Consider the following 21,636-nt stretch of genomic DNA (forward strand, 5'->3'; position numbering starts at 1 on the left):
TTTGTCCCCCTGCGGTGTAAGAACAGCCGGGCCTTGAAAGCCCGGCGGCCCCGGAGCGCTGGAATGCGCTCCGGGGCCCAAGACTTCAGAAACGTCAGGCGTTGACGCAGGTGTTGCCGAAAGCCGGGTTCAGCAGGCCGACCACGTTGACCGTGTTACCGCAGATGTTCACGGGAACGTGGACGGGGACCTGGACGACGTTCCCGGACAGGACGCCCGGGGAGCCGATGGCCGCACCCTGCGCGTCCGCGTCGGCGGCGGCGATGCCCGCACCCGCGAGAACCAGACCACCGGTGGCAGCCGCAGCGGCGACAACCTTCTTAAGCATGAGTTCCTCCTAGTTGGCAATGCGGTCCCAGCCGCGGACCGCACCACCTGTAACGAGGAGGGATCACCAGGGCTACGAGCGTATGAGTGCATTCACTCTTCCCAGTGAGAAACGCACACCTTCCCGATTCTCAGCAGTTGTCGATGAATCGGTCCAGGACGCGCACGCCGAACTTCAGCCCGTCGACCGGCACCCGCTCGTCCACTCCGTGGAACATCCCGGCGAAGTCCAGCTCCGGCGGCAGCTGCAGGGGGGCGAAGCCGAAGCAGCGGATGCCGAGGTCGTCGAAGGACTTCGCGTCCGTGCCGCCGGAGAGCATGTACGGGACGGCGCGCGCGATCGGGTCCTCGGCCTTCAGGGCGCCCTGCATGGCGTCGACGAGCTTCCCGTCGAAGTCCGTCTCCAGGGCCCTGTCCCCGTGCACGTCCTCGTACTTCACGCGCGGCCCGAGGATCCGGTCGAGGTCGGCGAAGAACTCGTCCTCGTAGCCGGGCAGGAAGCGGCCGTCGACGTGCGCGGTGGCCTGGCCGGGGATGACGTTGACCTTGTATCCGGCGCCGAGCATGGTCGGGGCGGCCGAGTTCCGCAGGGTCGCGCCGACCATCTTGGCGATGCCGCCGAGCTTGGCCAGGGTCGCGTCCATGTCGTCCGGGTCCAGCGGGGTGCCGAGCGCGTCCGAGAGCTCGTCCAGGAAGCTCCGGACGGTCTTGGTGACCCTCACCGGCCACTGGTGGCGGCCGAGCCGGCCCACGGCCTCGCACAGCTCCGTGATGGCGTTGTCGTTGTTCGTCATCGAGCCGTGGCCCGCGGTGCCCTCCACCGTGAGCCGCATCCAGTGCATGCCCTTCTGGGCGGTCTCCACCAGGTACAGCCGCAGGTTCTCGTTGACGGTGAACGAGAAGCCGCCGACCTCGCCGATCGCCTCGGTGACCCCGTCGAACAGCCCGGGGTGCTTGTCCACGAGGTGCCGGGCGCCGAACACGCCGCCCGCCTCCTCGTCGGCGAGGAAGGCCAGCACGATGTCCCGCGGGGGCTTGCGGCCGCTGCGCAGCCGGTCGCGTACGACGGCCAGCGTCATCGCGTCCATGTCCTTCATGTCGACGGCGCCGCGGCCCCACACGCAGCCGTCGGCGATCTCGCCCGCGAAGGGGTCGTACGTCCAGTCGGCGGCGTTGGCCGGGACCACGTCGGTGTGCCCGTGGATCAGCAGGGCCGGCCGCGACGGGTCCTCCCCCTCGATGCGCGCGACGGTCGAGGCGCGCCCCTTGTGGGACTCGAAGATCTGCGGCTCCAGCCCGACCTCGGCGAGCTTCTCCGCGACCCACTCGGCCGCCTTGCGCTCCCCGGGACCGGAGTGGTCCCCGTAGTTGCTGGTGTCGATCCGGATGAGGTCCCGGCAGAGGTCCACGACCTCGTCCTCGCCCGAGACGGTCCTGCCCGCGCTCGACTCGCTCACGCTGCTTCCTCCCACTGATCGGCATCGACTGCCTCCCCATCCTCCCGCCTCGCCCGGCTCTCCCCAAGGGCGATCCTCGGCCGCCGGGGGGTGTGATCGAGGACCCCGGAATGTTTGGTAATGTTTTCCACGTCGGAACGGCCCGCGAGGGACGCGAGACAGACACCTTGTCCGGGTGGCGGAATGGCAGACGCGCTAGCTTGAGGTGCTAGTGCCCTTTATCGGGCGTGGGGGTTCAAGTCCCCCCTCGGACACAGAGCGAGAACCCCACTTCGGTGGGGTTTTCGGCGTTCGGGGCCCTTTCCGGCGTCGGGCTACCCTGAAGGCGTGATCGAGAACCTGCCGCCGTGCCCGAAATGCTCCTGCGAGTACACCTACGAGATGAACGCCCTCGTGGTGTGCCCCGAGTGCGGCCACGAATGGGTTCCCGCCGAGGGCGGTGCGCAGACCGGGGCGGGTTCCGGGGAGAAGGTCGTCAAGGACGCGGTGGGCAATGTGCTCTGCGACGGCGACAGCGTGACCGTGGTCAAGGCGCTCAAGGTCAAGGGCAGCCCGTCCGGGATCAAGGCGGGCACGAAGGTGCGCAACATCCGGCTCGTCGACGGCGTGGACGGCCACGACATCGACTGCAGGATCGAGGGCTTCGGTGCGATGCAGCTGAAGTCCAGCGTGGTCAAGAAGGCCTGATCCACGGACCCGGGACAACGAGGAGGACCCCGCCCGAGGGCGGGGTCCTTCCGTGTTCGGCAGGCGGCCGGGTGCCGTCAGCGGTTCGCGGCGATCTCCGCCACACGGCGGCGGACCAGGAACCAGCCGCCGACGAGCGCGGCCCCGATGACGGGGACGCACAGGACGGTGGTGCGGCCGACGCCGCCGTCGCACCACATCAGGACCAGCACGGCGACCAGGAACACCAGCGTGACGATCTGCGTGTACGGCGCCCAGGGCAGGCGGTAGGAGGGGCGCTCCAGGCTGCCCTCCTGCGCGCGGCGCCAGAAGAAGAGCGAGCAGATCATGACCATGCCCCAGGTGCCGAGGATGCCCAGCGAGGCGAAGTTCAGGACGAGCTCGAAGGCGTCCTTCGGCATCAGGTAGTTCAGGCCGACGCCGGCGAGGCCGAAGGCGGCCGTGAAGAGCACGCCGCCGTAGGGGACCTTGCCCTTGTTCATGCGGGCGGTGAACTTCGGCGCGGAGCCGGACATGGCCATCGAGCGCAGGATGCGGCCGGTGGAGTAGAGCCCGGAGTTCAGGCTGGAGAGCGCCGCGGTCAGGACGACCAGGTTCATGACGCCGGCGGCGCCGGGGATGCCCAGCTTGTCGAAGACGGTGACGAAGGGGCTCTGGTCGGAGGAGTACGAGGTGTACGGGAGCAGCAGCGCGAGCAGGATCACCGAGCCGACGTAGAAGAGGCCGACGCGCCACATGATCGAGTTGATCGCCTTCGGCATGATCTTCTCGGGGTTCTCGGTCTCGCCCGCGGCGACTCCGCACAGCTCGACGGAGGCGTACGCGAAGACGACGCCCTGCAGCAGCAGGAGCATCGGGAGCATGCCGGACGGGAAGATGCCGCCGTTGTCGGTGATCGAGGAGAGGCCCGGGGTGTGGCCGCCGATGTCGTGGCTGGTGGCGACCAGGTAGATGCCGACGAGCAGGAAGACGCCCAGGGCGGCGACCTTGACGAGGGAGAACCAGAACTCCATCTCGCCGAAGTACTTCACCGAGATCAGGTTCGCGGTGAGGACCACGGCGAGGGCGATCAGGGCCAGGATCCACTGGGGAACGCTGGTGAACATGGACCAGAAGTGGGCGTAGGTCGCGGCGGCGGTGATGTCGGCCACGGTGGTCGTGGACCAGTTCAGGAAGTACAGCCAGCCGGCCGTGTAGGCGCCCTTCTCCCCCATGAACTCGCGCGCGTAGGAGACGAACGCGCCGGAGGAGGGCCGGTAGAGCACGAGCTCGCCCAGGGCGCGGACGACGAAGAAGGCGAAGATGCCGCACACCGCGTAGGCGATCGCGAGGGAGGGGCCCGCGTTGGCGAGCCGGCCGCCGGCGCCGAGGAACAGGCCGGTGCCTATCGCCCCGCCGATCGCGATCATGTTGATGTGGCGGGACTTGAGGTCCTTGCTGTAGCCCTCGTCACCGGCGTCGACGTGGCGGGAGGACGCCGGGGCGGGGGCCTCGGTCAAGGTGCGGTCACTCATGTAGGACTTCGCCTTCGTGGGTGGGACGGCAGGCCCGGACCGCCGTGCAGGGGAGCTGGGTGGTGTCACCTGTGCGGGGGTCCGGTGGTTTTTGTCGCCCCAGGAGACCATGAGCCCTGGCCATGGCCAAAACCCGGCCTCCCCACGCAGAAGCCCCCGGCGACCATGGAAATGGGCGCCGGGGGCTTCGTAGGGGGTGGAAAGCGAGGCGGTGCGGGCTTTTCGTGGGGGTCGGCCGCCGCGGTCAGTCGCGGGGGACGGCCTCCGCCGCCTGGTCGAGGCGGAAGGCCTCGTTCCCGAGGCCGATGCGGGCGTGCACCTCGGGTCGGCGGCTGCGCAGGACGGCCCCGTACAGCAGCCCGCCGACGGCGGCGGCGCCGATGATCCCGGGCAGGACCCAGCTGAGTGCGGAGCCCTTCTCGGCACCGACCAGGACGTCGAAGTCCTTCAGCGTGAAGACGGCGATGCCGAGCAGGGCGATCCCGGCGGCGCCCGCCGCGACGAGCCGCCACACCTGGGCGCCGGCGGTGCCGCGGCGGACGAAGAAGGCGATGACGGCGAAGGAGGCGGCCGCCATGAGGAGGGTGACGCCGAGGGCTCCCACGTTGCCCATCCAGGTGAACAGGTGCAGGACGGGCGTGGTGGGGTCCGCCGCCGGCTCGTCGTCCGTGAGGGCGAAGGCGAGGACGACGAGGGTGGAGATGACGGTCTGGAGGAGCGAGCCGGTGGCGGGGGCGCCGGTGCCCGCGCTGGTCCGGCCGAATGCGGCCGGGAGCAGGCCCTCGCGGCCCATGGCGAAGGCGTAGCGGGCCACCACGTTGTGGAAGCTGAGCATGGCGGCGAACATGCCGGTCACGAAGAGGACGTGCAGGACGTCGGTGAAGGTGGTGCCCAGGCGGCCCTCGGTGAGCTGGAAGAGGAGGCCGGGGCCGGCTTCCGCGGAGGTCTTGACCACCTCGGCGGGGCCGGTGGCCACGGTGAGGGCCCAGGCGCTGAACGCGAAGAAGAGGGCGACGAAGCCCACGGCCAGGAACATCACGCGGGAGACGACGATGTGGGGCTTGCTCGTCTCCTCTGCGTAGACCGGGGACTGCTCGAAGCCGACGAAGGCGGCGATGCAGAAGCACAGGGCGGTGCCGAGGCCGGGACCGCTCAGGGTCTCGGGGTTGAAGGCCTGCAGCGAGACGCCTTCGGCGCCGGGCTTGCCGAGCGCCGCGATGTCGAAGATGACGACGAGGACGACCTCGATGAGGAGGAGGACGCCGAGGACCTTGGCGTTGAGGTCGATCTTGAGCCAGCCGAGCGCGCCGGTGAGGGCGACGGCCGCCAGGGCGGGTATCCACCAGGCGAGGTCGGTGTGCAGGTACGTGGCGAAGAGGCCGGAGATCTCGAAGCCGAGGATGCCGTAGACGCCGACCTGCATGGCGCTGTACGCGACGAGGGCGACGAAGGAGGCGCCCGCGCCCGCGGTGGGGCCGAGGCCGCGGGCGATGTACGCGTAGAAGGCGCCGGCGTTGTGGACGTGCCGGCTCATCTCGGCGTAGCCGATGCTGAAGAGCGCGAGCACCACGCCGAGGATCACGAACAGCAGGGGCTGGCCGACGATGCCCATGACGCCGAAGGTGGTGGGCATCACGCCGGCGACCACCATCAGGGGCGCGCTGGCCGCGAGTACGGAGAGCAGCAGTCCGGCGGTGCCGAGGCGGTCGGCGCGCAGGGCGCGGTCCTGGCCCTTGTAGGTGCGGATCTCGGGCGCGGTGCTGAGCGTGGTGGATCTGCCCGTCGCCATGGCGGGGTGTCCTTTCGGGGAAGGTCGGGGGAAGGTCGTACGGAGCGGGGGTGCCGTGCGGCCCCGCCGCGTCAGGCCGTGCCGAGCGCGGCGCTGCGGGCGGCGAGGAAGGCCTTGTGCGGGTCGAGGTCGGGATAGGACCAGGGGGCGGGCGTGGCGTGGCTGCCGATGCGGTGGAAGAGGGCGGCGGCCTCGGCGGGGCGGCCCTCGCAGAGCTTGGCGTGGGCCAGGAAGTTGAGGTCGACCCGGTTGCGGGGGTGGTCCTCGCGTTCCCACTCAAGCCACCAGTCGAAGGCGGAGCGCAGGACCTGGCGGGCGCGGCGGCTCGACCAGTGGGCGGCGGCCCCGTCGGGGGTGCGGCCCTGGGTGGCGGCGAGCACCCGGTAGCGCTCGGCGTGTGCGATGACCGGCAGGACCGCGAGCGGGGAGTCGGCCGGGGACTCCTCGGCGGCCCAGGCGGCGAAGTCGTAGACCTCGTGGAGCGGGTCGTGGCCGGAGGCGGGGGTGTGCTCGGCCAGCTTGGCGACCATCAGGTGGTGGGCGTGGTGGTGCTCGCGGTGGCGGGCCCGGACCTGGTCGAAGTGGCGGCTGAACTCCTCCTCGGTGCCGAAGGCGCGGGTGAGCATGAGCAGCCCCAGCCAGGGGGTGGGGTCGGCGGGGAGCAGGGCGGCGGCCCGACGGCAGGCCTCCTCGGCGGCCTCGGGCGTGCCCTTGCGGCGCAGGGCGGTGAAGACGGCGGCGCAGGCGAGGAGGGTGGCGGCGTCGGGGCTCTCCGGTTCGGCGAGCAGCCATTCGCGGGCCCAGGCGGTGGCGGCCGGGGTCTCGGCGAGGACGACGAGGCGGTGGCCGCGGCGGTCCCAGTCGTCGCCGGTGGCGACGAGGAGGGAGCGGGCCTTGGCCCAGCGGCCCTGGGTGAACTGGGCGCGCACGTCGACCAGTTCCGTGTCGCACAGAGCCGGGTCGAAGAGCTGGGCGTCCCGCTTGCGGGCGCGGCCGAGGGGCGGCGGAGGCGGGGACATCCGCGGGTTTCCCTCCAGAACACGGGCGCGGGCGGACGGTTTGGCTGGATGATCACGCACAGCAAAGCGGTAGGCACAGCTCCGAGTCAAGGTCCAGTCCACTGCGTGGCGTGTTTCAACTGGTGCGGACGCACGGACAGTTGGCGCGTTTCCACCCGTTCGCGGCTTCCGACCGCGGCGATGACCTCGACGACGGGGTTGCCGGCCGGGTACGGGGGCGCGGGCGCCCCCCTGCCGGTGCCGGGCGAGGGGTGGGCGCCCGTGGCCGAACGGCGCGCTCCACGCGGGGGCACCGGCGCGGGCCGGGCAGGACGGTGCGGACTCCCCCTAGCCCACCGCCGCGGCCGCGGCGCGGCCCGCCGCGCGGCCCGAGAAGATGCAGCCGCCGAGGAAGGTGCCCTCCAGGGCTCGGTAGCCGTGGACGCCGCCGCCGCCGAAGCCGGCCGCCTCGCCCGCCGCGTACAGGCCGGGCAGCGGCTCGCCGGACCCGGTGAGGACGCGGGAGGACAGGTCGGTCTCCAGGCCGCCCAGGGACTTGCGGGTCAGGATGGAGAGCCGTACGGCGATCAGCGGGCCCGCCTTCGGGTCGAGGATCCGGTGCGGGGCGGCGGTGCGGATCAGCTTGTCGCCGAGGTACTTGCGGGCTCCGTGGATGGCCGTCACCTGGAGGTCCTTGGTGAAGGGGTTGGCGATCTCACGGTCCCGGGCCACGACCTCCCGGCGGACGGTCTCCTCGTCGAGCAGGTCCTCCTTGGTGACCGCGTTCATACCGCGCACCAGCGAGGCGAGGTCGCGTTCGACGACGAAGTCCGCGCCGTGCTCCATGAAGGCCTTCACCGGCCCCGGTACGGCCTGCCGCGCCCGGTCGATGACGTCGCGGACCGACTTGCCGGTCAGGTCCGGGTTCTGTTCGGAGCCCGAGAGGCCGAACTCCTTGCCGATGATGCGCTGGTTGAGGACGAACCAGGTGTGGTCGTGGCCGGTCTTCATGATGTGGTCGAGGGTGCCGAGGGTGTCGAACCCGGGGAAGAGCGGTACGGGCAGCCGCTTGCCGGTGGCGTCCAGCCAGAGCGAGGACGGGCCCGGCAGGATGCGGATGCCGTGCCTGGCCCAGATCGGGTTCCAGTTCTCGATGCCCTCGGTGTAGTGCCACATGCGGTCCTTGTTGATGTGGCTGGCCCCGGCCTCCTCCGCGATGCCGAGCATCAGGCCGTCCACGTGCGCCGGGACCCCGGAGAGCATCCGCTGCGGCGGGGTGCCGAGCCGGGCCGGCCACTGCTCGCGCACGAGGTCGTGGTTGCCGCCGATGCCGCCGCTGGCCACGATCACCGCCTGGGCCCGGAGGGAGAAGGCCCCGGCGCTCTCGCGGCCGCTCGCGGTACCCCGTACGGCGTCGGAGGGCTCCAGGACCTCGCCCGTCACGGTGTCCAGGGCGCCGGCCGTCCGGGCGAGCCCGGTGACCCGGTGGCGGAAGCGGAGCTGGACCAGCCCGCGGGCCACCCCGGCGCGGACCCGCCGCTCGAAGGGGGCGACGAGGCCCGGTCCGGTGCCCCAGGTGATGTGGAAGCGGGGGACGGAGTTGCCGTGGCCGTTCGCGTCGTACCCGCCGCGTTCGGCCCAGCCGACCACCGGGAAGAAGCGGACGCCCTGGGCGTGCAGCCAGGGCCGCTTCTCGCCGGCCGCGAAGTCGACGTACGCCTCGGCCCAACGGCGCGGCCAGGCGTCCTCCTCGCGGTCGAAACCGGCGGTGCCGCGCCAGTCCTGGAGGGCGAGTTCACGGCTGTCCTTGATCCGCATCCGCCGCTGTTCGGGCGAGTCGACGAAGAACAGCCCGCCGAAGGACCAGTGCGCCTGGCCGCCGATCGACTGTTCGGGCTCCTGGTCGAGCAGGATGACTTTGCGGCCCGCGTCGACGAGCTCGGCGGTGGCCGCGAGGCCGGCGAGCCCCGCCCCGATCACGATCACGTCTGCGTCGTACGTCATTGCGAACCCGTCCTCCGGTCGGTGGTGGGGCAGATCCTTGGCTACGGAGCGGTAACCAGTCAACAGCGGTGGTTGGATGAGCCGTGTGAGTGCTGCTGACGAAGTACTGGACGTGGTGGACCGGGACGACCGGGTGACCGGGCGGGCGCCGCGGGGCGAGGTGTACGCGGGCGGGCTGCTCCACCGGTGCGTGTTCGTGCAGGCCAGGGACGCGCGGGGGCGGATCTTCGTGCACCGGCGGACGGCGGCGAAGCTGGTCTTCCCGTCCGCCTACGACATGTTCGTGGGCGGGGTGGTGGGCGCCGGCGAGAGCTACGCCGGGGCCGCGCTGCGGGAGGCCGAGGAGGAGCTGGGCGTGGCCGGGCTGGCGCAGCCGGTGCCGCTGTTCAAGTTCCTGTACGAGGGGCCGGGCGGGTCCTGGTGGTCGTACGTGCACGAGGTGCGGTGCGAGCTGCCGGTACGGCCGCAGGAGTCGGAGGTGGCCTGGCACGCGTGGCTCTCCGAGGAGGAGCTGGCGGGGCGGGTCGCGGACGGGGAGTGGGAATGGGTGCCGGACGGGCTGGAGGCGTACCGGCGGCTGCGCGCGCACCGGGAGTCCCGCCAGTAGATTGACCAGGTGATCGACTTCGTCAAGGACGTGCGCCTCTGGTTCGCGCCGCAGCGGGTGAGGGACGAGGGCGAGACCCCCGACTACCGGTTCTCGCTGGCCAACGAGCGGACCTTCCTGGCCTGGATCCGCACCGCCCTCGCCCTGGTGGGCGGCGGGTTCGCGGTGGACCAGTTCCTGCCGGACCTGCGCTGGGGGGTGCGGGTCGGGGTGTCCCTCGCGCTGCTGGCGGTGGGCGCCGCCTGTGCGCTGCGGGCGGTGAACCACTGGGTGCGGTGCGAGCGGGCGATGCGGCGGGGCGAGGACCTGCCGGTCTCCCGGTTCCCGGTGGTGCTGAGCCTGGGGGTGGGGCTGGTCGCGGTGTCGATGATGCTGGTGGTGCTGATGGGCTGGACGAGCGGGCGGTGACGGCCTCGGGTGGGGCGGGGCGCGACGCGGGGCTGCAGCCCGAGCGGACCCGGCTCGCGTGGCGGCGTACGACGCTGGCGTGCTCGGTGACGGCGGTGCTGGCGCTGCGGACGGCGCTGCGCGGGTCGGGCTCGCCGGTGGAGGTGGTCGGGGCCGCGGTGATCGCGCTGATCTGGCTGGCTTTCCTGGGGATCGCGCACCGGCGGGTGCGGCAGCTGTCGGCGGCCCGGCCGCCGGGGCTCGCTCCGCGGTCGGCGCTGGCGGCGGTGGCGTGCACGGTGGCCCTGTCGGTGTTCGCGGTGGCGGTCATCTTCTGAGGTGCTGATCGGATGATCCGGCTTGTGCGCGCCGATCGGGACACAACAGGCGATAAGGGATGTTCCGCACTAGCCTCGGCGCCATGACGACCATGCACCGGGAACACCCCACGCACGCACACGCCCACGGCCCCGACTGCGGCCACACCGAGCTGCCCCACGGGGACCACGTCGACTACGCGCACGACGGCCACCTGCACCGCGAGCACGCGGGGCACTGGGACGAGTGCGAGCCCGCGGGGCACGCCGCCCACGAGGACCACGACCACGCCCACGGGCCGGCCTGCGGGCACGAGGCGGTGCAGCACGGCGACCACGTGGACTACGTGCACGACGGGCACCGGCACGCCGAGCACGACGGCCACTACGACGACCACTGACCGTCGCCGCACCCGCCGCCGGTCGGCCGACCGGCTGACCCCCCGGGCCGGTCGGCCGACCCCGCCCTCCCCCGGCGCCGCCGCGACTGGCAGGATGCTGACCGCTTGTCAGAGCGACCCGGGGAGAGCACTCATGACCGCCGAAGAGCCGTACCTCGTCCAGCCCGCGACCGGGGTCTACGCCTACGTCCAGCCGGACGGCGGCTGGTGCCTGAACAACGCCGGCTTCGTGACGGACGGCGGCCGGACCCTGCTCATCGACACCGCGGCCACCGAGCGGCGGGCCCTGGCGCTGCGCGAGGCGGTCGTGGCGGCCGGGGTGCCGCTGCCGCGCACGGTGGTCAACACCCACCACCACGGCGACCACACGTACGGCAACGCCGTCTTCGCCCCCGATGCGCTGGTCCTCGGGCACGACAACGCGCGCACGGAGCAGATCGCGGCCGGGCACCAGCTGGAGCTGATCTGGCCCGCCACCGACTTCGGCTCGGTCGAGATCACCGCGCCGGACCTCACGTACAACGACCGGATGACCCTCCACCTCGGTGAGACGGAGGTCCAGGTCATCCACCCGGGCGTCGCGCACACCACCGGGGACTCGATCGTGTTCCTGCCGCGGCAGCGGATCGTCTTCACCGGCGACCTGGTCTTCGCCGAGGGCACGCCGTTCCTGGCGATGGGTTCGCTCGCCGGTTCGCTGCGGGCGCTGGAGCTGCTGCGCTCACTGGGCGCGGAGACCTCGTACCGGGCCACGGGCCGCTGACCGACCCGTCCGCGTACGGGGCCACCGAGCGCTATCTGCGATACGTGGCCGAGCTGGCCCGGGAGGGCAGGGCCGAGGGGCTGACCCCGCTGGAGGCGGCGCGGAAGGCCGACCTCGGCGAGTTCGCCGCCTGGCGGGAGAGCGAGCGGCTGGTGGCGAACCTGCACCGGGCGTACGCGGAGCTGGCCGGGGAACCGGAGGGGGCGCCGCTCGACATACTGGCGGTGCTGCAGGACATGACCGTGATGAACGGCGGGACGCCGATCCTCTGTCACGCGTGAACCGGCGGTGCGGGCCGGGGGGCTCCCTCCGGCCCGCACGCGTTCGCCCGCACGCGTTCGCCCGTACCCGTGCGCCCGTGCGCGGTCGCCCGTACGCGCTGGCAGCACTTCGTCTGCCCGTACTCGTCGGGCCTGGGCACTGGACGACATACCGACTGGTCGGCATGATGTCACTCGTCTGTTCCGTCTCGTCCACTCCGTACGGAGGTGCGCACCATGACCTCAGCGTCAGAGTCCGCTTCGGCCGGCCCCCGGGGCCTCGACCTGGAGCGGCTGCGCGGCCATCTCGACCGGGCGCGGCCCGGGCTCGTGGCCGGGGCGCTGCGCGGCCGGCTGATCGAAGGAGGCCGGTCGAACCTCACGTACGAGATCACCGACGGGACCGGCCGCTGGGTGGTGCGCCGTCCGCCGCTCGGCCACGTCCTGGCCACGGCCCACGACATGAAGCGAGAGCACCGGGTCATCCGGGCGCTGCACGGCACGGCCGTGCCGGTGCCCGAGCCGGTGCTCCTGTGCGAGGACGAGTCGGTCCTCGGGGCGCCGTTCTACGTGATGGAGTACGTGGACGGGGTCCCGTACCGGAGCGCCGACCAGCTCGCGGAGCTCGGCCCCGAACGCACCCGGCAGGCGGTACTGGGCCTGGTCGACACCCTGGTCGACCTGCACGCGGTGGATCCGCAGGCGGTGGGGCTGGGCGACTTCGGCCGGCCCGAGGGGTTCCTCGACCGCCAGCTGCGGCGCTGGGGCAAGCAGCTCGACTCCTCCCGGGGGCGCGAGCTCGCGGGCATCGCCGAGCTGCACGCCGCGCTCGGCCGCTCCCTGCCCGCCTCCCCCGCCCCGACCGTGGTGCACGGGGACTTCCGGCTGGACAACGTGCTGATCGGCGGTCCGGACGACACGATCCGGGCGGTGCTGGACTGGGAGATGTCCACGCTCGGCGATCCGCTGACCGACCTCGGACTGCTGGTGATGTACAGCTCGGACCTGGGGCTGACGGATTCCCCGGTCAGCACGACGAGCGGCGCGCCCGGCCACCCGGCGCCGGCCGAGCTCATCGAGCGGTACGCCGCCCGCTCCGGCCGGGACACCGGCGCGATCTCCTGGTACACCGCCTTCGCCTGGTTCAAGCTCGCGGTGATCCTCGAAGGCATCCACTACCGCTACACGCTGGGGCAGACGGTGGGCGCGGGCTTCGACCGGATCGGCGATCTGGTCCCGGTCTTCATCGAGCACGGCCTGACCACCCTCCAGGCCCCCCGTACGTTCCCGACCGGCCAGGAAGGCTGAGACACACCCATGGACTTCGCATTCGACGCACGGACCGAGGAACTCCGCGGGCGGCTCCTCGCGTTCATGGACGAGTACGTGTACCCGGCGGAACCCGTCGCCGCCGAGCAGCGCGCGCGGCTGGCCTCGCCCTGGGACACCCCTGCCGTCTTCGGTGCACTGAAGGCCGAGGCGCGCCGCCAGGGCCTGTGGAACCTCTTCTTCGTGGACCAGCACAGCCTTCCGGGTGCGGAGTACGGCGCCGGGCTGACCAACCTCCAGTACGCACCGCTCGCCGAGATCACCGGCCGCAGCCCGCACCTGGCGCCGATGGCGACCAACTGCGCGGCCCCGGACACCGGGAACATGGAGCTGCTCGCCCAGTTCGGCAGCGAGGAGCAGAAGAAGCAGTGGCTGGAGCCGCTGCTGGCCGGCGAGATCCGGTCCGCCTTCGCGATGACCGAGCCGGAGGTGGCCTCCTCGGACGCGACGAACGTCGAGACCCGGATCGAGCGTTCGGCGGACGGGTCCGAGTACGTGGTCAGCGGCCGCAAGTGGTTCATCTCCGGAGCCATGAACCCGGACTGCAAGGTCTTCATCGTCATGGGCAAGACCGACCCGGACGGCGCCGATCCGCGCCGCCAGCAGTCGATGATCCTGGTCCCCCGCGACACCCCGGGGGTCGAGGTGCGCCGGGCGATGACCGTCTACGGGTACGAGGACCACGACCACGGCGGCCACGCCGAGGTGGTCTTCGACGGGGCCCGGGTGCCGGCCGCGAACCTGATCGGCGAGGAGGGCACCGGCTTCGCGATCGCCCAGGCCCGGCTCGGCCCGGGCCGGATCCACCACTGCATGCGGCTGATCGGCATGGCGGAGCGGGCCATCGAGCTGATGTGCCGGCGCGCGGTGGGCCGTACGGCCTTCGGCAAGGAGCTGGCCGCACAGGGAGTCGTGCAGAACTGGATCGCGGACGCCCGGGTCACGGTGGAGCAGCTGCGGCTGCTGGTGCTGAAGACGGCCTGGCTGATGGACACGGTCGGCAACCGGGGTGCGCACACCGAGATCCAGGCCATCAAGATCGCGACCCCGCGGGCGGTGGTGCGGATCCTGGACGACGCGGTGCAGCTGCACGGCGCGGGCGGGGTGAGCCAGGACTTCCCGCTGGCCGAGCTGTGGGCGGCGGCGCGGACGCTGCGCCTCGCCGACGGGCCGGACGAGGTGCACCAGCGCTCGCTGGCGCACCGGGAGTTGAAGAAGTACGCGGGCCGCCCGTGAACGTGTGGGAATCGTGCAGGAGTTCGCGCGAACCCGTGTGCGACATGGAGGGGGTGCGGGGGGCCTTTTAAGAAACCTTGTTGAACAACCCCGAACCGCCGGTACGTTCTTGATTTGCGCCTGTCAATCGGAACAGGGTTCTCCAGAAAGTTTGACGCCCCACACGTCAGCAAGAGGAGAACTCTCCAGATGGCAACTCACAAGCGCTCGCGCACTTTCCGGTACGCGGCGGTCGGCACGGGAGCCGCCGCGGCGGCGGCCGCGGCCCTGATCGCCAGCCCCTTAGCGGGGGCGGCGACACCGGCCGAGGGCACGGTGTACGGACTGGGCGCACCCGGTGCGATCAGCGGTAGCTACGTCGTCATCCTCGACGCATCCGCGAACAAGGAACAGCTGGCCAAGAAGTACGGCGGCGAGCTGAAGCGCACGTACAGCTCCGGGGTCAACGGCTTCTCGGCCTCCGGCCTGAGCGAGACCGGGGCCAGGCGGCTCGCCGCGGACCCGGCCGTCGGCAAGGTCGTGCAGAACAAGAAGTTCACCATCAAGGCCACCCAGGACAACCCGCCCTCATGGGGTCTGGACCGGATCGACCAGACGGCCAAGGCGGGGGACAAGAAGTACAGCTATCCCGACAGCGCCGGCGAGGGAGTGACGGCGTACGTCATCGACACCGGGATCCGCACGACCCACAAGGACTTCGGCGGCCGCGCGACGTCCGGCTTCGACGCGGTGGACAACGACGACAAGGCCGACGACGGCAACGGCCACGGCACGCACGTCGCGGGCACCATAGCCGGGACCGCGCACGGCGTCGCCAAGAAGGCGAAGCTGGTCGCGGTGCGGGTGCTGGACGACAACGGCTCCGGCACGACCGAGCAGGTGGTCGCCGGGATCGACTGGGTCACCCAGCACCACTCGGGGCCCTCGGTGGCCAACATGAGCCTGGGCGGCGGCGCGGACGAGGCCCTCGACGAGGCGGTGCGCCGGGCCATCGCCTCGGGCGTCACCTTCGCGGTGGCGGCGGGCAACGAGTCGGCCGACGCCGGACAGGACTCTCCCTCGCGGGTTCCGGAGGCGATCACCGTGGCGTCGAGCACCATCGACGACGCGCAGTCCTCGTTCTCGAACTTCGGCTCCGTGGTGGACCTGTACGCGCCGGGTTCGGACATCACGTCCGACTGGAACGACAGCGACACCGGTACGAAGACCATCTCCGGCACCTCCATGGCCACCCCGCACGTGGTGGGCGCCGCGGCGGTCTACCTGGCCGGGCACCCGTCCGCGACCCCGGCTCAGACGGCCGCGGCGCTGACGGCCGCGGCCACGAGCGGCGCGGTGACCAACCCCTCGGCGGGCACGGCGAACAAGCTGCTGAAGGTGGCCCCGTAGCGGATCCCGCTACGGGCGCAGGGCGCGCAGCAGCAGGTCGGCGAGGTGATCGGCGACCTGCTGCGGCGTGAGCGGGCCGTCCGCCCGGTACCAAGTGGACAGGTGGTGGACGGAGCCGAAGTGGTAGTCCACCACCAGGTCCGCGGGGGTCGCGGTGGAGAACACCCCGGTGCGCTGGCCCTCCTCGACCAGCGCCCGGAACCGCTCGTGGTAGCGCCGGCGCTCCGCCCGTACCTGCTTGAACTTCTCCGGACTGAGCTGGTGCATCGACCGGAAGAAGATCGCCGCGTCGTCGAGGTTCTCGATGGTGGTGACCACCACGTCGGCGGCCGCGGCACGCAGCCGCTCCTCGACCGGGGCGCCGGAGTCGGCCACCGCGTCGAGGCGCTGCTGCTGGCGGCGCAGCATCCGCGCGTACACCTCGTGCAGCAGGTCGTCCTTGGACCCGAAGTAGTGGTAGAGCGCGCCCTTGGTGACCCCGGCGGCCTCGACGATCTCCTGGACGGAGGTGCGGTCGTAGCCGCGCTCGGCGAAGAGCCGGGTGGCGACGGCCAGCAGCCGCTGCGGCACCGGGGTCTCGTGCGTGCCTTCGGGCTCCGTCGTCCTGGCAGCCATGGCGCTGACCTTCCCTTCCCTGTTCCCTGGTCCGTACGACCAGACGTGCGAGCGGCTGTACGACCGTACGGCTGTTTTCAGCCTCGGTCGCGCAGTTCCCGTCGCAGGATCTTGCCACTCGTCGTCTTCGGCAGGAGAGGCAGGATCTCCACTTGGCGCGGGTATTTGTACGCGGCGAGGCGGGCGGCGCAGTACGCGGACAGCTCCTGCGGCTGCGCCGAGGTGCCGGGGCGCAGGCTCACGTAGGCCTTCACGCTCTCGCCGCGGTACGGGTCGGGGACGCCGACCACGGCCGCCTCGCGCACGGCGGGGTGCGTGTAGAGCACGTCCTCGACCTCGCGCGGCCAGACCTTGAACCCGGAGGCGTTGATCATGTCCTTCTTGCGGTCGACGACGTAAAGCCAGCCGTCCGGGTCCATGAACCCGACGTCGCCGGTGCGCAGTTCGCCGTCCGGGAAGGCCTTGGCCGTGTCCGCCGGCAGCCCCCAGTAGCCGGGGACGACCTGGGGTCCGCGGACGGCGATCTCGCCGCTCTCGCCGAAGGGCACCTCGGCGCCGTGCTCGTCCAGGATCCGTACGAGCGTGTCGGCGCCGGGCAGGCCCACCGAGAGGGTGCCGGAGGCGGGGTCCACCGGGGCTTCGAGGTGTACGGGCACGGAGGCACAGGGGGCGGTGCACTCGGTGAGGCCGTAGCCGTTGCGCAGGTAGAAGCCGAAGGCGGCGCGGAGCCGTTCGACGAGGGCGGGCGGCAGCGGGGCGCCGCCGGAGGAGAGCACCTGGAACGAGGCGAAGTGGTCGGCGGTGGCCTCGGGGTGGGCGGCGAGGGCCATGAAGGCGGTGGCCGGGCCGACGGTGTAGGCGGGGCGGTGCGCCAGGAAGGCGTCGAGGACGACGCCGGCGTCGAAGCGGTGGGCGAGGACGAGGGTGCCTGCGTTGGCGAAGCAGGCGCCGAGCTCGCAGACCATGCCGGTGATGTGGAAGAGGGGCGCGAGGGCGAAGTAGGTGGCGCCCGCGGGGAGCGGGTGTCCGGTGACCTGCCGGACGGCGTTGTGGGTGAGCGCGCCGTGCGGGTTCATGGCGCCCTTGGGGGTGCCGCTGGTGCCGGAGGTGTAGCTGATGAGCGCGGTGTCGGCGGCGGTCAGACCGGGGTCGGGCGGGGCGGGGTGCCCGCGGCGGGCCACGGCGGTGAGGTCGGCCGGGACCACGGGGTCGGCGGGGGCCGGGTCGGCCGGGTCCGCGGGAGCCGGGTCGGCGGGGGCCGGGTCCGCGGGAGCCGGGTCGGCGGGGGCCGGGTCCGCGGGGGCGAAGACGCGCGGGTCGTTCCGGGTCTGGAAGTCCCGGTCCGAGGCGGTCAGGGCGACCCGTACGGCCGTGCCCCGGACCGCCTCGGCCGCGTACGCCGTCCACGCGCGGTCGCCGCAGATCAGGGCGACGGCTCCGGAGTCGCGCAGGATGTGCCCGATCTCGCCCGCTTTGTACATGGGGTTGAGCGGGACGACCACCGCCCCGGCCTTCCACGCGGCCAGGACGGCGAGCACGAAGTGCGGGGTGTTCTGGAGCATGACGGCGACCCGGCCCCCGCGGCCGACGCCGTGCCCGGCGAGGTGGCCCGCGACGGAGTCGGAGAGCGCGTCGGTCTCCGCGTAGCCGATGCGGCCGTCGAAGTAGGCCAGCGCGGTGCGCGCGGGGGCCCGGGCGGCGGCGTCGCGGAAGGCGTGCAGCAGGCTCGGCGGCGGGGAGACGGGGGCGCGCTGGGCCGGGCTGAGCAGTTCCAGCCACGGTTTGGCCGCGTAGCGGGAGGGCGGGTCCGGCCGCGTCACCTGGTCTCCCACCTCTGCTGGATGTGGTTCATGCCGGTGAGCCAGCGGTCCGGTTCGGTGGCGCGGGCGGCGTAGTAGTCCGCGACCTCGGGGTGCGGGAGGATCAAGAACCGGCCCTTCTCCATGCCGTCGAACAGTGCGTCCGCAACCGCTTCCGGCTCGATCGCGGTCGGCGCGAGGACGAGTTCGCCCGCCGATCCCGCGGCCGTCAGCATGTCGGTGCGGACCCCTTGCGGGCAGATGGCGTGGACCTCCACACCGCGGTGGCGGTAGGTCAGCGAGAGCCACTCCGCGAAGGCGAGCGCACCGTGCTTGGTGACACTGTACGGCGCCGCCCCGATCATGGTCAGCAGTCCTGCGGCCGAGACGGTGGACACGAAGCGCCCGCTCCCGCGCTCCAGCCAGTCCGGCAGCAGCAGCCGGGCCGCGCGGACGTGCGCCATGACGTTGGTGTCCCAGGCGGCCTCCCACACGGCCTCCTCGGCGAACGCGTCGCCGCCCGAGCCGAGTCCGGCGTTCGCGCAGTAGACGTCCACCCTGCCGCCGAGGGCCTCGCGGGCCTCGGCCACGACCGCCGACGCATCGCCCGGGACGGCGATCGCCCCGGCCCCGATCCCGCCCGCCACGGCGGCGGCCTTGGCGGCGTCGAGGTCGTTGACCACCACCGTGGCCCCCTCGGCGGCGAAGCGGCGGGCGAGGGCGGCGCCGATGCCGCCGCCCGCGCCGGTGACGACGACTCGCTGGTCCTGGTACGCACTCACGGGATCACCCTTCATGGCGGTTCACGGCCGGATGCCGGGCAGACTAACCGGTCGGTATGTCGAGGTGGAAGAGGGCCGACGTCTAGCTTGGCCGGATGACGCTGTCGCGACGGGGGCTGCTGGGACTGGCGGGTACGACCGGGGCCTTGGGGACGCTGGGGGCGGGGGGCGCGGTGGGTGCGGCGCCGCACGGGCGGGTGACGGGCTCGGCTGCGGCGGCGGCTGCAGATCCGGGTGCGGGTGCGGGTGCGGGTCCGGATCCCGCGGCGGCCGCCTCCGACCGGGTGCGCACCGGCTTCGAACAGCTCGCCGCGGACGGCTACGAGGTGCTCTCCGGCCGGCGGGTGGGGGTCGTCACCAACCCCACCGGGATCACCGCCGACGCCCGCCACCTGGTCGACGTACTGCACGAGGACGCCCGGGTGGACCTGGTGGCGGTGTTCGGGCCGGAGCACGGGTTCCGCGGCACGGCGCAGGCCGGCGACTCCGAGACGGCCGGGCGCGATCCGGCGACGGGGCTGCCCGTGTACGACACGTACGGCAAGAGCGGGCAGAAGCTCGCGGACGTGTTCACGGCGGCCGGGATCGACACGGTCGTCTTCGACATCCAGGACGTCGGGGCCCGCTTCTACACCTACATCTGGACCCTGTACGACTGCATGCGCGCGGCCGCGCTGGCCGACAAGGCGGTGGTCGTACTGGACCGGCCGAACCCGGTGGGCGGCCGGCGGGCGGCCGGGCCCGTACTGGAGCGCGCGTACGCGAGCGGCGTGGGCCGGGAGCCGATCGCGCTCGCGCACGGGATGACCGTGGCCGAGCTGGCCCTGCTGTTCAACGCGGAGTTCCTGGCGGCGAAACCGGCCAGGCTGAGCACCGTGAGGATGACGGGGTGGCGGCGGGACTCCTTCTTCGGGGCGACCGGACTGCCCTGGGTGCCGCCCAGCCCGAACGTGCCGACGCCGGACACGGCCCTCGCGTACGCCGGGACCTGCCTGTTCGAGGGCACCAACCTGTCCGAGGGGCGCGGGACGACCACACCGTTCGAGGTGGTCGGCGCGGAGGGCGTGGACCGGCGGTGGGCGGAGGCGGCGCAGGCGCTGGGAGTGCCCGGGGTGTGGTTCCGGGAGGCGTACTTCACGCCGACCTTCTCGAAGTTCACCGGGAAGGTGTGCGGCGGGGTCCGGCTGATCGTGCACGACCGGGCGGCCTTCGACCCGGTGCGGGCCGGGATCGGGCTCCTGGTGACCGCGAAGCGGACGTGGAGCGGCTTCGCGTGGCGCACGGACCACTGGATCGACCAGCTGACCGGCTCGGACCGGGTGCGGAAGATGGTGGACGCGGGGGCGGGGGTCGAGGAGATCGCGGGCGACTGGGCGGCGGGGCTGGAGCGGTTCGCGGCGGTGCGGGGGCGGTACCTGCTCTATCCGTGAATCCGCGTGGACCGTGTGGTCGGTGTCGTTCGGTGTCACTCGGTGTGGATCCGTGGGAATCCTCTTGAATCCGTGGGCGGCAGGGGTCTGGCCGGGTAGGGGCGGCGGCAGGATGCTGGACGGCACCGGAGAGACGGCGCGGAGGGGGACCTCATGTCGGATGCAACGGCGTCGAGCGGCGGGATCGGGGTCGGTCCGTACGCGGAGCTGACCTTCGACGCGGACGGTGACGTGGACCAGGGCACCCAGGATGCGGTGGCCGCCCTGGAGGCCACCGACCTGCTGGTCTTCGCGCACGGCTGGAACAGCGACCGGTCGACCTCGACCCGGCTCTTCGACCGCTTCTACGCACCCTTCCCGGGGCTGGTGGGGCCGGGGGTGCGGCTGGGGTACGTGGGCGTCGTCTGGCCCTCGATCCGGTTCTCGGACGAGCCGATACCGGACTTCGACCCCCGCGGCGCGCTCGCCGAGCCGGGCCACGGGACGGCGCTGGACCCCGCCACGCTGCGGGCGCTCGGGGAGTTCTGGCCGGGGCGGGTGGCGGAGCTGGACCGGATCGCCGAACTGCTGGAGGACCGGCCGGAGTCGGCGGCGGCGTTCACCGAGTTCGGGGCGCTGGTGCGGGAGCTGGTGGGCGTGGACGTGGTGGATGCGGGGGGTGCCGGGGATGCGGGGGGTGCGGAGGGCGCCGTCGATCCGGCGGGCGCGGCCGTGGCCGTCGCCCGGCCGGTCGTACGGGACGTACCCGCCATCTTCACGCTGGACGTGCTGGAGGTGTGCCGTGCCCTCACGGAGGGGCTGGCCGAGGCGGGAGCCCCGGTCGGGGGCGCCGCCGTGCCCGGCTTCTCCCTCGGCGGTGGGCTTCGCACGCTGTGGAGCGGCGCCAAGGAGCTGCTGCGGCAGGCCACGTACTACCAGATGAAGAAGCGGGCCGGAGTCGTCGGCGAGCACGGCCTCGGCCCGGTCCTGGCCGAACTCGCGGGCCGGCGCCCGGCCCTGCGGATCCATCTGATCGGGCACAGCTTCGGGGCCCGGGTGGTGTCCTTCTCGCTGCGCGCGGTGCCGGACGGCGCCCGGTACGTGAAGTCCGCGACGCTGCTCCAGGGGGCCTTCTCCCACTACGCCTTCACCGACCGGCTCCCCCACGACAAGGGCAGCGGAGGCGCCCTGCGCGGGATGCAGCGCAGGGTCGACGGCCCGGTGATCGCCTGCCACTCCCCGTACGACTCGGCCCTCAAGGTCTTCTATCCGCTGGCCTCCCGGATGGCAGGGGATTCGGCCGGTCTCCTCGGCTTCGACGAGCGGTGGGGCGCGATCGGTCATGACGGGGTGCAGGCCGTGCCGGGCGCGCCGCGGCTCACCCTGGACGCGGCGCTGCGCGCGGGGGTCCCGCAGGCCGGTTGCGTCAGTGTGGACACCGGGTCCGTGGTGCGCCGCGGCGGTCCCCCGTCGGGGGCGCACAGTGACATCTGCCACGAGGAGCTGGCCCGGCTCGTGGTTGCCGCGGGGCGCATGGGGCGCTGACTTCCGGCCATGTGCCACCCG

Annotated in this window: 19 protein-coding genes, 1 tRNA gene and 1 pseudogene; 12 read left to right on the plus strand and 9 right to left on the minus strand. The window is 72.4% G+C overall.

Going from position 1 to position 21,636, the window contains the following annotated elements:
* Positions 1 to 94: 94 nt before the first annotated feature.
* Together ACIBAD_RS21770 and ACIBAD_RS21775 are read right to left on the minus strand one after the other, a co-directional pair.
* Positions 95 to 328 (minus strand): chaplin, encoded by a 234-nt coding sequence (locus ACIBAD_RS21770; protein ID WP_134074789.1) that lies wholly within the window; start codon positions 326 to 328, stop codon positions 95 to 97.
* Positions 329 to 458: 130 nt separating this feature from the next.
* Complete coding sequence (locus tag ACIBAD_RS21775) at positions 459 to 1,784, minus strand: M20/M25/M40 family metallo-hydrolase (protein ID WP_134074790.1); 1,326 nt, start codon at positions 1,782 to 1,784, stop codon at positions 459 to 461.
* Between the two features lie 169 nt (positions 1,785 to 1,953).
* On the opposite strand from ACIBAD_RS21775, the gene ACIBAD_RS21780 reads away from it, so the two are divergent.
* Both ACIBAD_RS21780 and ACIBAD_RS21785 read left to right on the plus strand, forming a co-directional pair.
* Positions 1,954 to 2,038: transfer RNA gene (locus ACIBAD_RS21780), tRNA-Leu, on the plus strand.
* Between the two features lie 73 nt (positions 2,039 to 2,111).
* Positions 2,112 to 2,471 carry a zinc ribbon domain-containing protein YjdM gene (locus tag ACIBAD_RS21785; RefSeq protein ID WP_398908082.1) on the plus strand — a complete coding sequence of 120 codons (360 nt, stop codon included), beginning with the start codon at positions 2,112 to 2,114 and terminating at the stop codon, positions 2,469 to 2,471.
* A gap of 77 nt (positions 2,472 to 2,548) precedes the next feature.
* Here ACIBAD_RS21785 and ACIBAD_RS21790 read toward each other — a convergent pair whose 3' ends face one another.
* From ACIBAD_RS21790 to ACIBAD_RS21805, 4 genes are all read right to left on the minus strand, one after another.
* Positions 2,549 to 3,985, minus strand: a complete 1,437-nt coding sequence (locus ACIBAD_RS21790) for an amino acid permease (RefSeq protein ID WP_134074791.1) — start codon at positions 3,983 to 3,985, stop codon at positions 2,549 to 2,551.
* Positions 3,986 to 4,229: 244 nt separating this feature from the next.
* The gene (locus tag ACIBAD_RS21795; protein WP_134074792.1) at positions 4,230 to 5,774 is read right to left on the minus strand and encodes an APC family permease; all 1,545 of its coding nucleotides are present in this window, start codon (positions 5,772 to 5,774) and stop codon (positions 4,230 to 4,232) included.
* Positions 5,775 to 5,845: 71 nt separating this feature from the next.
* Entirely contained in the window at positions 5,846 to 6,793 is a 948-nt protein-coding gene (locus ACIBAD_RS21800) for a hypothetical protein (RefSeq protein WP_134074793.1), read from the minus strand.
* Positions 6,794 to 7,120: 327 nt separating this feature from the next.
* On the minus strand, positions 7,121 to 8,776 hold the full coding sequence (locus tag ACIBAD_RS21805) for an FAD-binding dehydrogenase (protein ID WP_398908083.1): 1,656 nt from the start codon (positions 8,774 to 8,776) through the stop codon (positions 7,121 to 7,123).
* Between the two features lie 76 nt (positions 8,777 to 8,852).
* On the opposite strand from ACIBAD_RS21805, the gene ACIBAD_RS21810 reads away from it, so the two are divergent.
* The 8 genes and pseudogenes from ACIBAD_RS21810 (at position 8,853) to ACIBAD_RS21845 (ending at position 15,465) form a co-directional block, all read left to right on the plus strand.
* Positions 8,853 to 9,383 (plus strand): NUDIX hydrolase, encoded by a 531-nt coding sequence (locus ACIBAD_RS21810; protein ID WP_398908084.1) that lies wholly within the window; start codon positions 8,853 to 8,855, stop codon positions 9,381 to 9,383.
* A 9-nt stretch (positions 9,384 to 9,392) separates the two neighbouring features.
* Complete coding sequence (locus ACIBAD_RS21815) at positions 9,393 to 9,791, plus strand: DUF202 domain-containing protein (RefSeq protein WP_134074796.1); 399 nt, start codon at positions 9,393 to 9,395, stop codon at positions 9,789 to 9,791.
* Positions 9,788 to 10,108 (plus strand): DUF202 domain-containing protein, encoded by a 321-nt coding sequence (locus ACIBAD_RS21820; protein WP_134074797.1) that lies wholly within the window; start codon positions 9,788 to 9,790, stop codon positions 10,106 to 10,108. Before ACIBAD_RS21815 ends, ACIBAD_RS21820 begins: the two co-directional genes overlap by 4 nt.
* Positions 10,109 to 10,191: 83 nt before the next feature.
* Complete coding sequence (locus ACIBAD_RS21825; protein ID WP_134074798.1) at positions 10,192 to 10,488, plus strand: hypothetical protein; 297 nt, start codon at positions 10,192 to 10,194, stop codon at positions 10,486 to 10,488.
* Between the two features lie 133 nt (positions 10,489 to 10,621).
* Positions 10,622 to 11,532 (plus strand): annotated as a pseudogene (locus tag ACIBAD_RS21830) (MBL fold metallo-hydrolase).
* A gap of 216 nt (positions 11,533 to 11,748) precedes the next feature.
* A complete protein-coding gene (locus ACIBAD_RS21835; RefSeq protein ID WP_134074800.1) occupies positions 11,749 to 12,819 on the plus strand; it encodes a phosphotransferase family protein in 1,071 nt (356 codons plus the stop codon).
* Positions 12,820 to 12,828: 9 nt separating this feature from the next.
* Entirely contained in the window at positions 12,829 to 14,076 is a 1,248-nt protein-coding gene (locus ACIBAD_RS21840; protein WP_398908085.1) for an acyl-CoA dehydrogenase family protein, read from the plus strand.
* Positions 14,077 to 14,265: 189 nt separating this feature from the next.
* Positions 14,266 to 15,465, plus strand: a complete 1,200-nt coding sequence (locus ACIBAD_RS21845; RefSeq protein ID WP_398908086.1) for a S8 family peptidase — start codon at positions 14,266 to 14,268, stop codon at positions 15,463 to 15,465.
* A gap of 9 nt (positions 15,466 to 15,474) precedes the next feature.
* Here ACIBAD_RS21845 and ACIBAD_RS21850 read toward each other — a convergent pair whose 3' ends face one another.
* The 3 genes from ACIBAD_RS21850 to ACIBAD_RS21860 all read right to left on the minus strand — a co-directional run bounded on the left by ACIBAD_RS21850 (position 15,475) and on the right by ACIBAD_RS21860 (position 18,676).
* A complete protein-coding gene (locus ACIBAD_RS21850) occupies positions 15,475 to 16,080 on the minus strand; it encodes a TetR/AcrR family transcriptional regulator (protein WP_030163051.1) in 606 nt (201 codons plus the stop codon).
* Positions 16,081 to 16,157: 77 nt separating this feature from the next.
* Positions 16,158 to 17,900 (minus strand): AMP-binding protein, encoded by a 1,743-nt coding sequence (locus ACIBAD_RS21855; protein ID WP_398908087.1) that lies wholly within the window; start codon positions 17,898 to 17,900, stop codon positions 16,158 to 16,160.
* Positions 17,897 to 18,676 (minus strand): SDR family oxidoreductase, encoded by a 780-nt coding sequence (locus ACIBAD_RS21860; RefSeq protein ID WP_398908088.1) that lies wholly within the window; start codon positions 18,674 to 18,676, stop codon positions 17,897 to 17,899. Before ACIBAD_RS21860 ends, ACIBAD_RS21855 begins: the two co-directional genes overlap by 4 nt.
* 80 nt (positions 18,677 to 18,756) lie before the next feature.
* Between ACIBAD_RS21860 and ACIBAD_RS21865 the strand changes: the two genes are divergently transcribed.
* Together ACIBAD_RS21865 and ACIBAD_RS21870 are read left to right on the plus strand one after the other, a co-directional pair.
* Positions 18,757 to 20,091: an exo-beta-N-acetylmuramidase NamZ domain-containing protein gene (locus ACIBAD_RS21865; RefSeq protein WP_398908089.1), complete on the plus strand. Its 1,335-nt coding sequence runs from the start codon at positions 18,757 to 18,759 to the stop codon at positions 20,089 to 20,091.
* 153 nt (positions 20,092 to 20,244) lie between these two features.
* Complete coding sequence (locus ACIBAD_RS21870) at positions 20,245 to 21,615, plus strand: serine-threonine protein kinase (protein WP_398908091.1); 1,371 nt, start codon at positions 20,245 to 20,247, stop codon at positions 21,613 to 21,615.
* Positions 21,616 to 21,636 lie beyond the last annotated feature (21 nt).

It is taken from the genome of Streptomyces sp. NPDC051109, assembly GCF_044455885.1.
Lineage (GTDB): Bacteria > Actinomycetota > Actinomycetes > Streptomycetales > Streptomycetaceae > Streptomyces.

What these genes read in the sequence shown, in the direction of transcription:
- ACIBAD_RS21800 (WP_134074793.1), bottom strand. Translation starts at nt 6,793, where the DNA reads ATGTCCCCGCCTCCGCCGCCCCTCGGCCGCGCCCGCAAGCGGGACGCC.
- ACIBAD_RS21770 (WP_134074789.1), bottom strand. Translation starts at nt 328, where the DNA reads ATGCTTAAGAAGGTTGTCGCCGCTGCGGCTGCCACCGGTGGTCTGGTT.
- ACIBAD_RS21865 (WP_398908089.1), top strand. Translation starts at nt 18,757, where the DNA reads ATGACGCTGTCGCGACGGGGGCTGCTGGGACTGGCGGGTACGACCGGG.
- ACIBAD_RS21835 (WP_134074800.1), top strand. Translation starts at nt 11,749, where the DNA reads ATGACCTCAGCGTCAGAGTCCGCTTCGGCCGGCCCCCGGGGCCTCGAC.
- ACIBAD_RS21860 (WP_398908088.1), bottom strand. Translation starts at nt 18,676, where the DNA reads ATGAAGGGTGATCCCGTGAGTGCGTACCAGGACCAGCGAGTCGTCGTC.
- ACIBAD_RS21840 (WP_398908085.1), top strand. Translation starts at nt 12,829, where the DNA reads ATGGACTTCGCATTCGACGCACGGACCGAGGAACTCCGCGGGCGGCTC.
- ACIBAD_RS21845 (WP_398908086.1), top strand. Translation starts at nt 14,266, where the DNA reads ATGGCAACTCACAAGCGCTCGCGCACTTTCCGGTACGCGGCGGTCGGC.
- ACIBAD_RS21795 (WP_134074792.1), bottom strand. Translation starts at nt 5,774, where the DNA reads ATGGCGACGGGCAGATCCACCACGCTCAGCACCGCGCCCGAGATCCGC.
- ACIBAD_RS21825 (WP_134074798.1), top strand. Translation starts at nt 10,192, where the DNA reads ATGACGACCATGCACCGGGAACACCCCACGCACGCACACGCCCACGGC.
- ACIBAD_RS21870 (WP_398908091.1), top strand. Translation starts at nt 20,245, where the DNA reads ATGTCGGATGCAACGGCGTCGAGCGGCGGGATCGGGGTCGGTCCGTAC.
- ACIBAD_RS21810 (WP_398908084.1), top strand. Translation starts at nt 8,853, where the DNA reads ATGAGCCGTGTGAGTGCTGCTGACGAAGTACTGGACGTGGTGGACCGG.
- ACIBAD_RS21805 (WP_398908083.1), bottom strand. Translation starts at nt 8,776, where the DNA reads ATGACGTACGACGCAGACGTGATCGTGATCGGGGCGGGGCTCGCCGGC.
- ACIBAD_RS21850 (WP_030163051.1), bottom strand. Translation starts at nt 16,080, where the DNA reads ATGGCTGCCAGGACGACGGAGCCCGAAGGCACGCACGAGACCCCGGTG.
- ACIBAD_RS21790 (WP_134074791.1), bottom strand. Translation starts at nt 3,985, where the DNA reads ATGAGTGACCGCACCTTGACCGAGGCCCCCGCCCCGGCGTCCTCCCGC.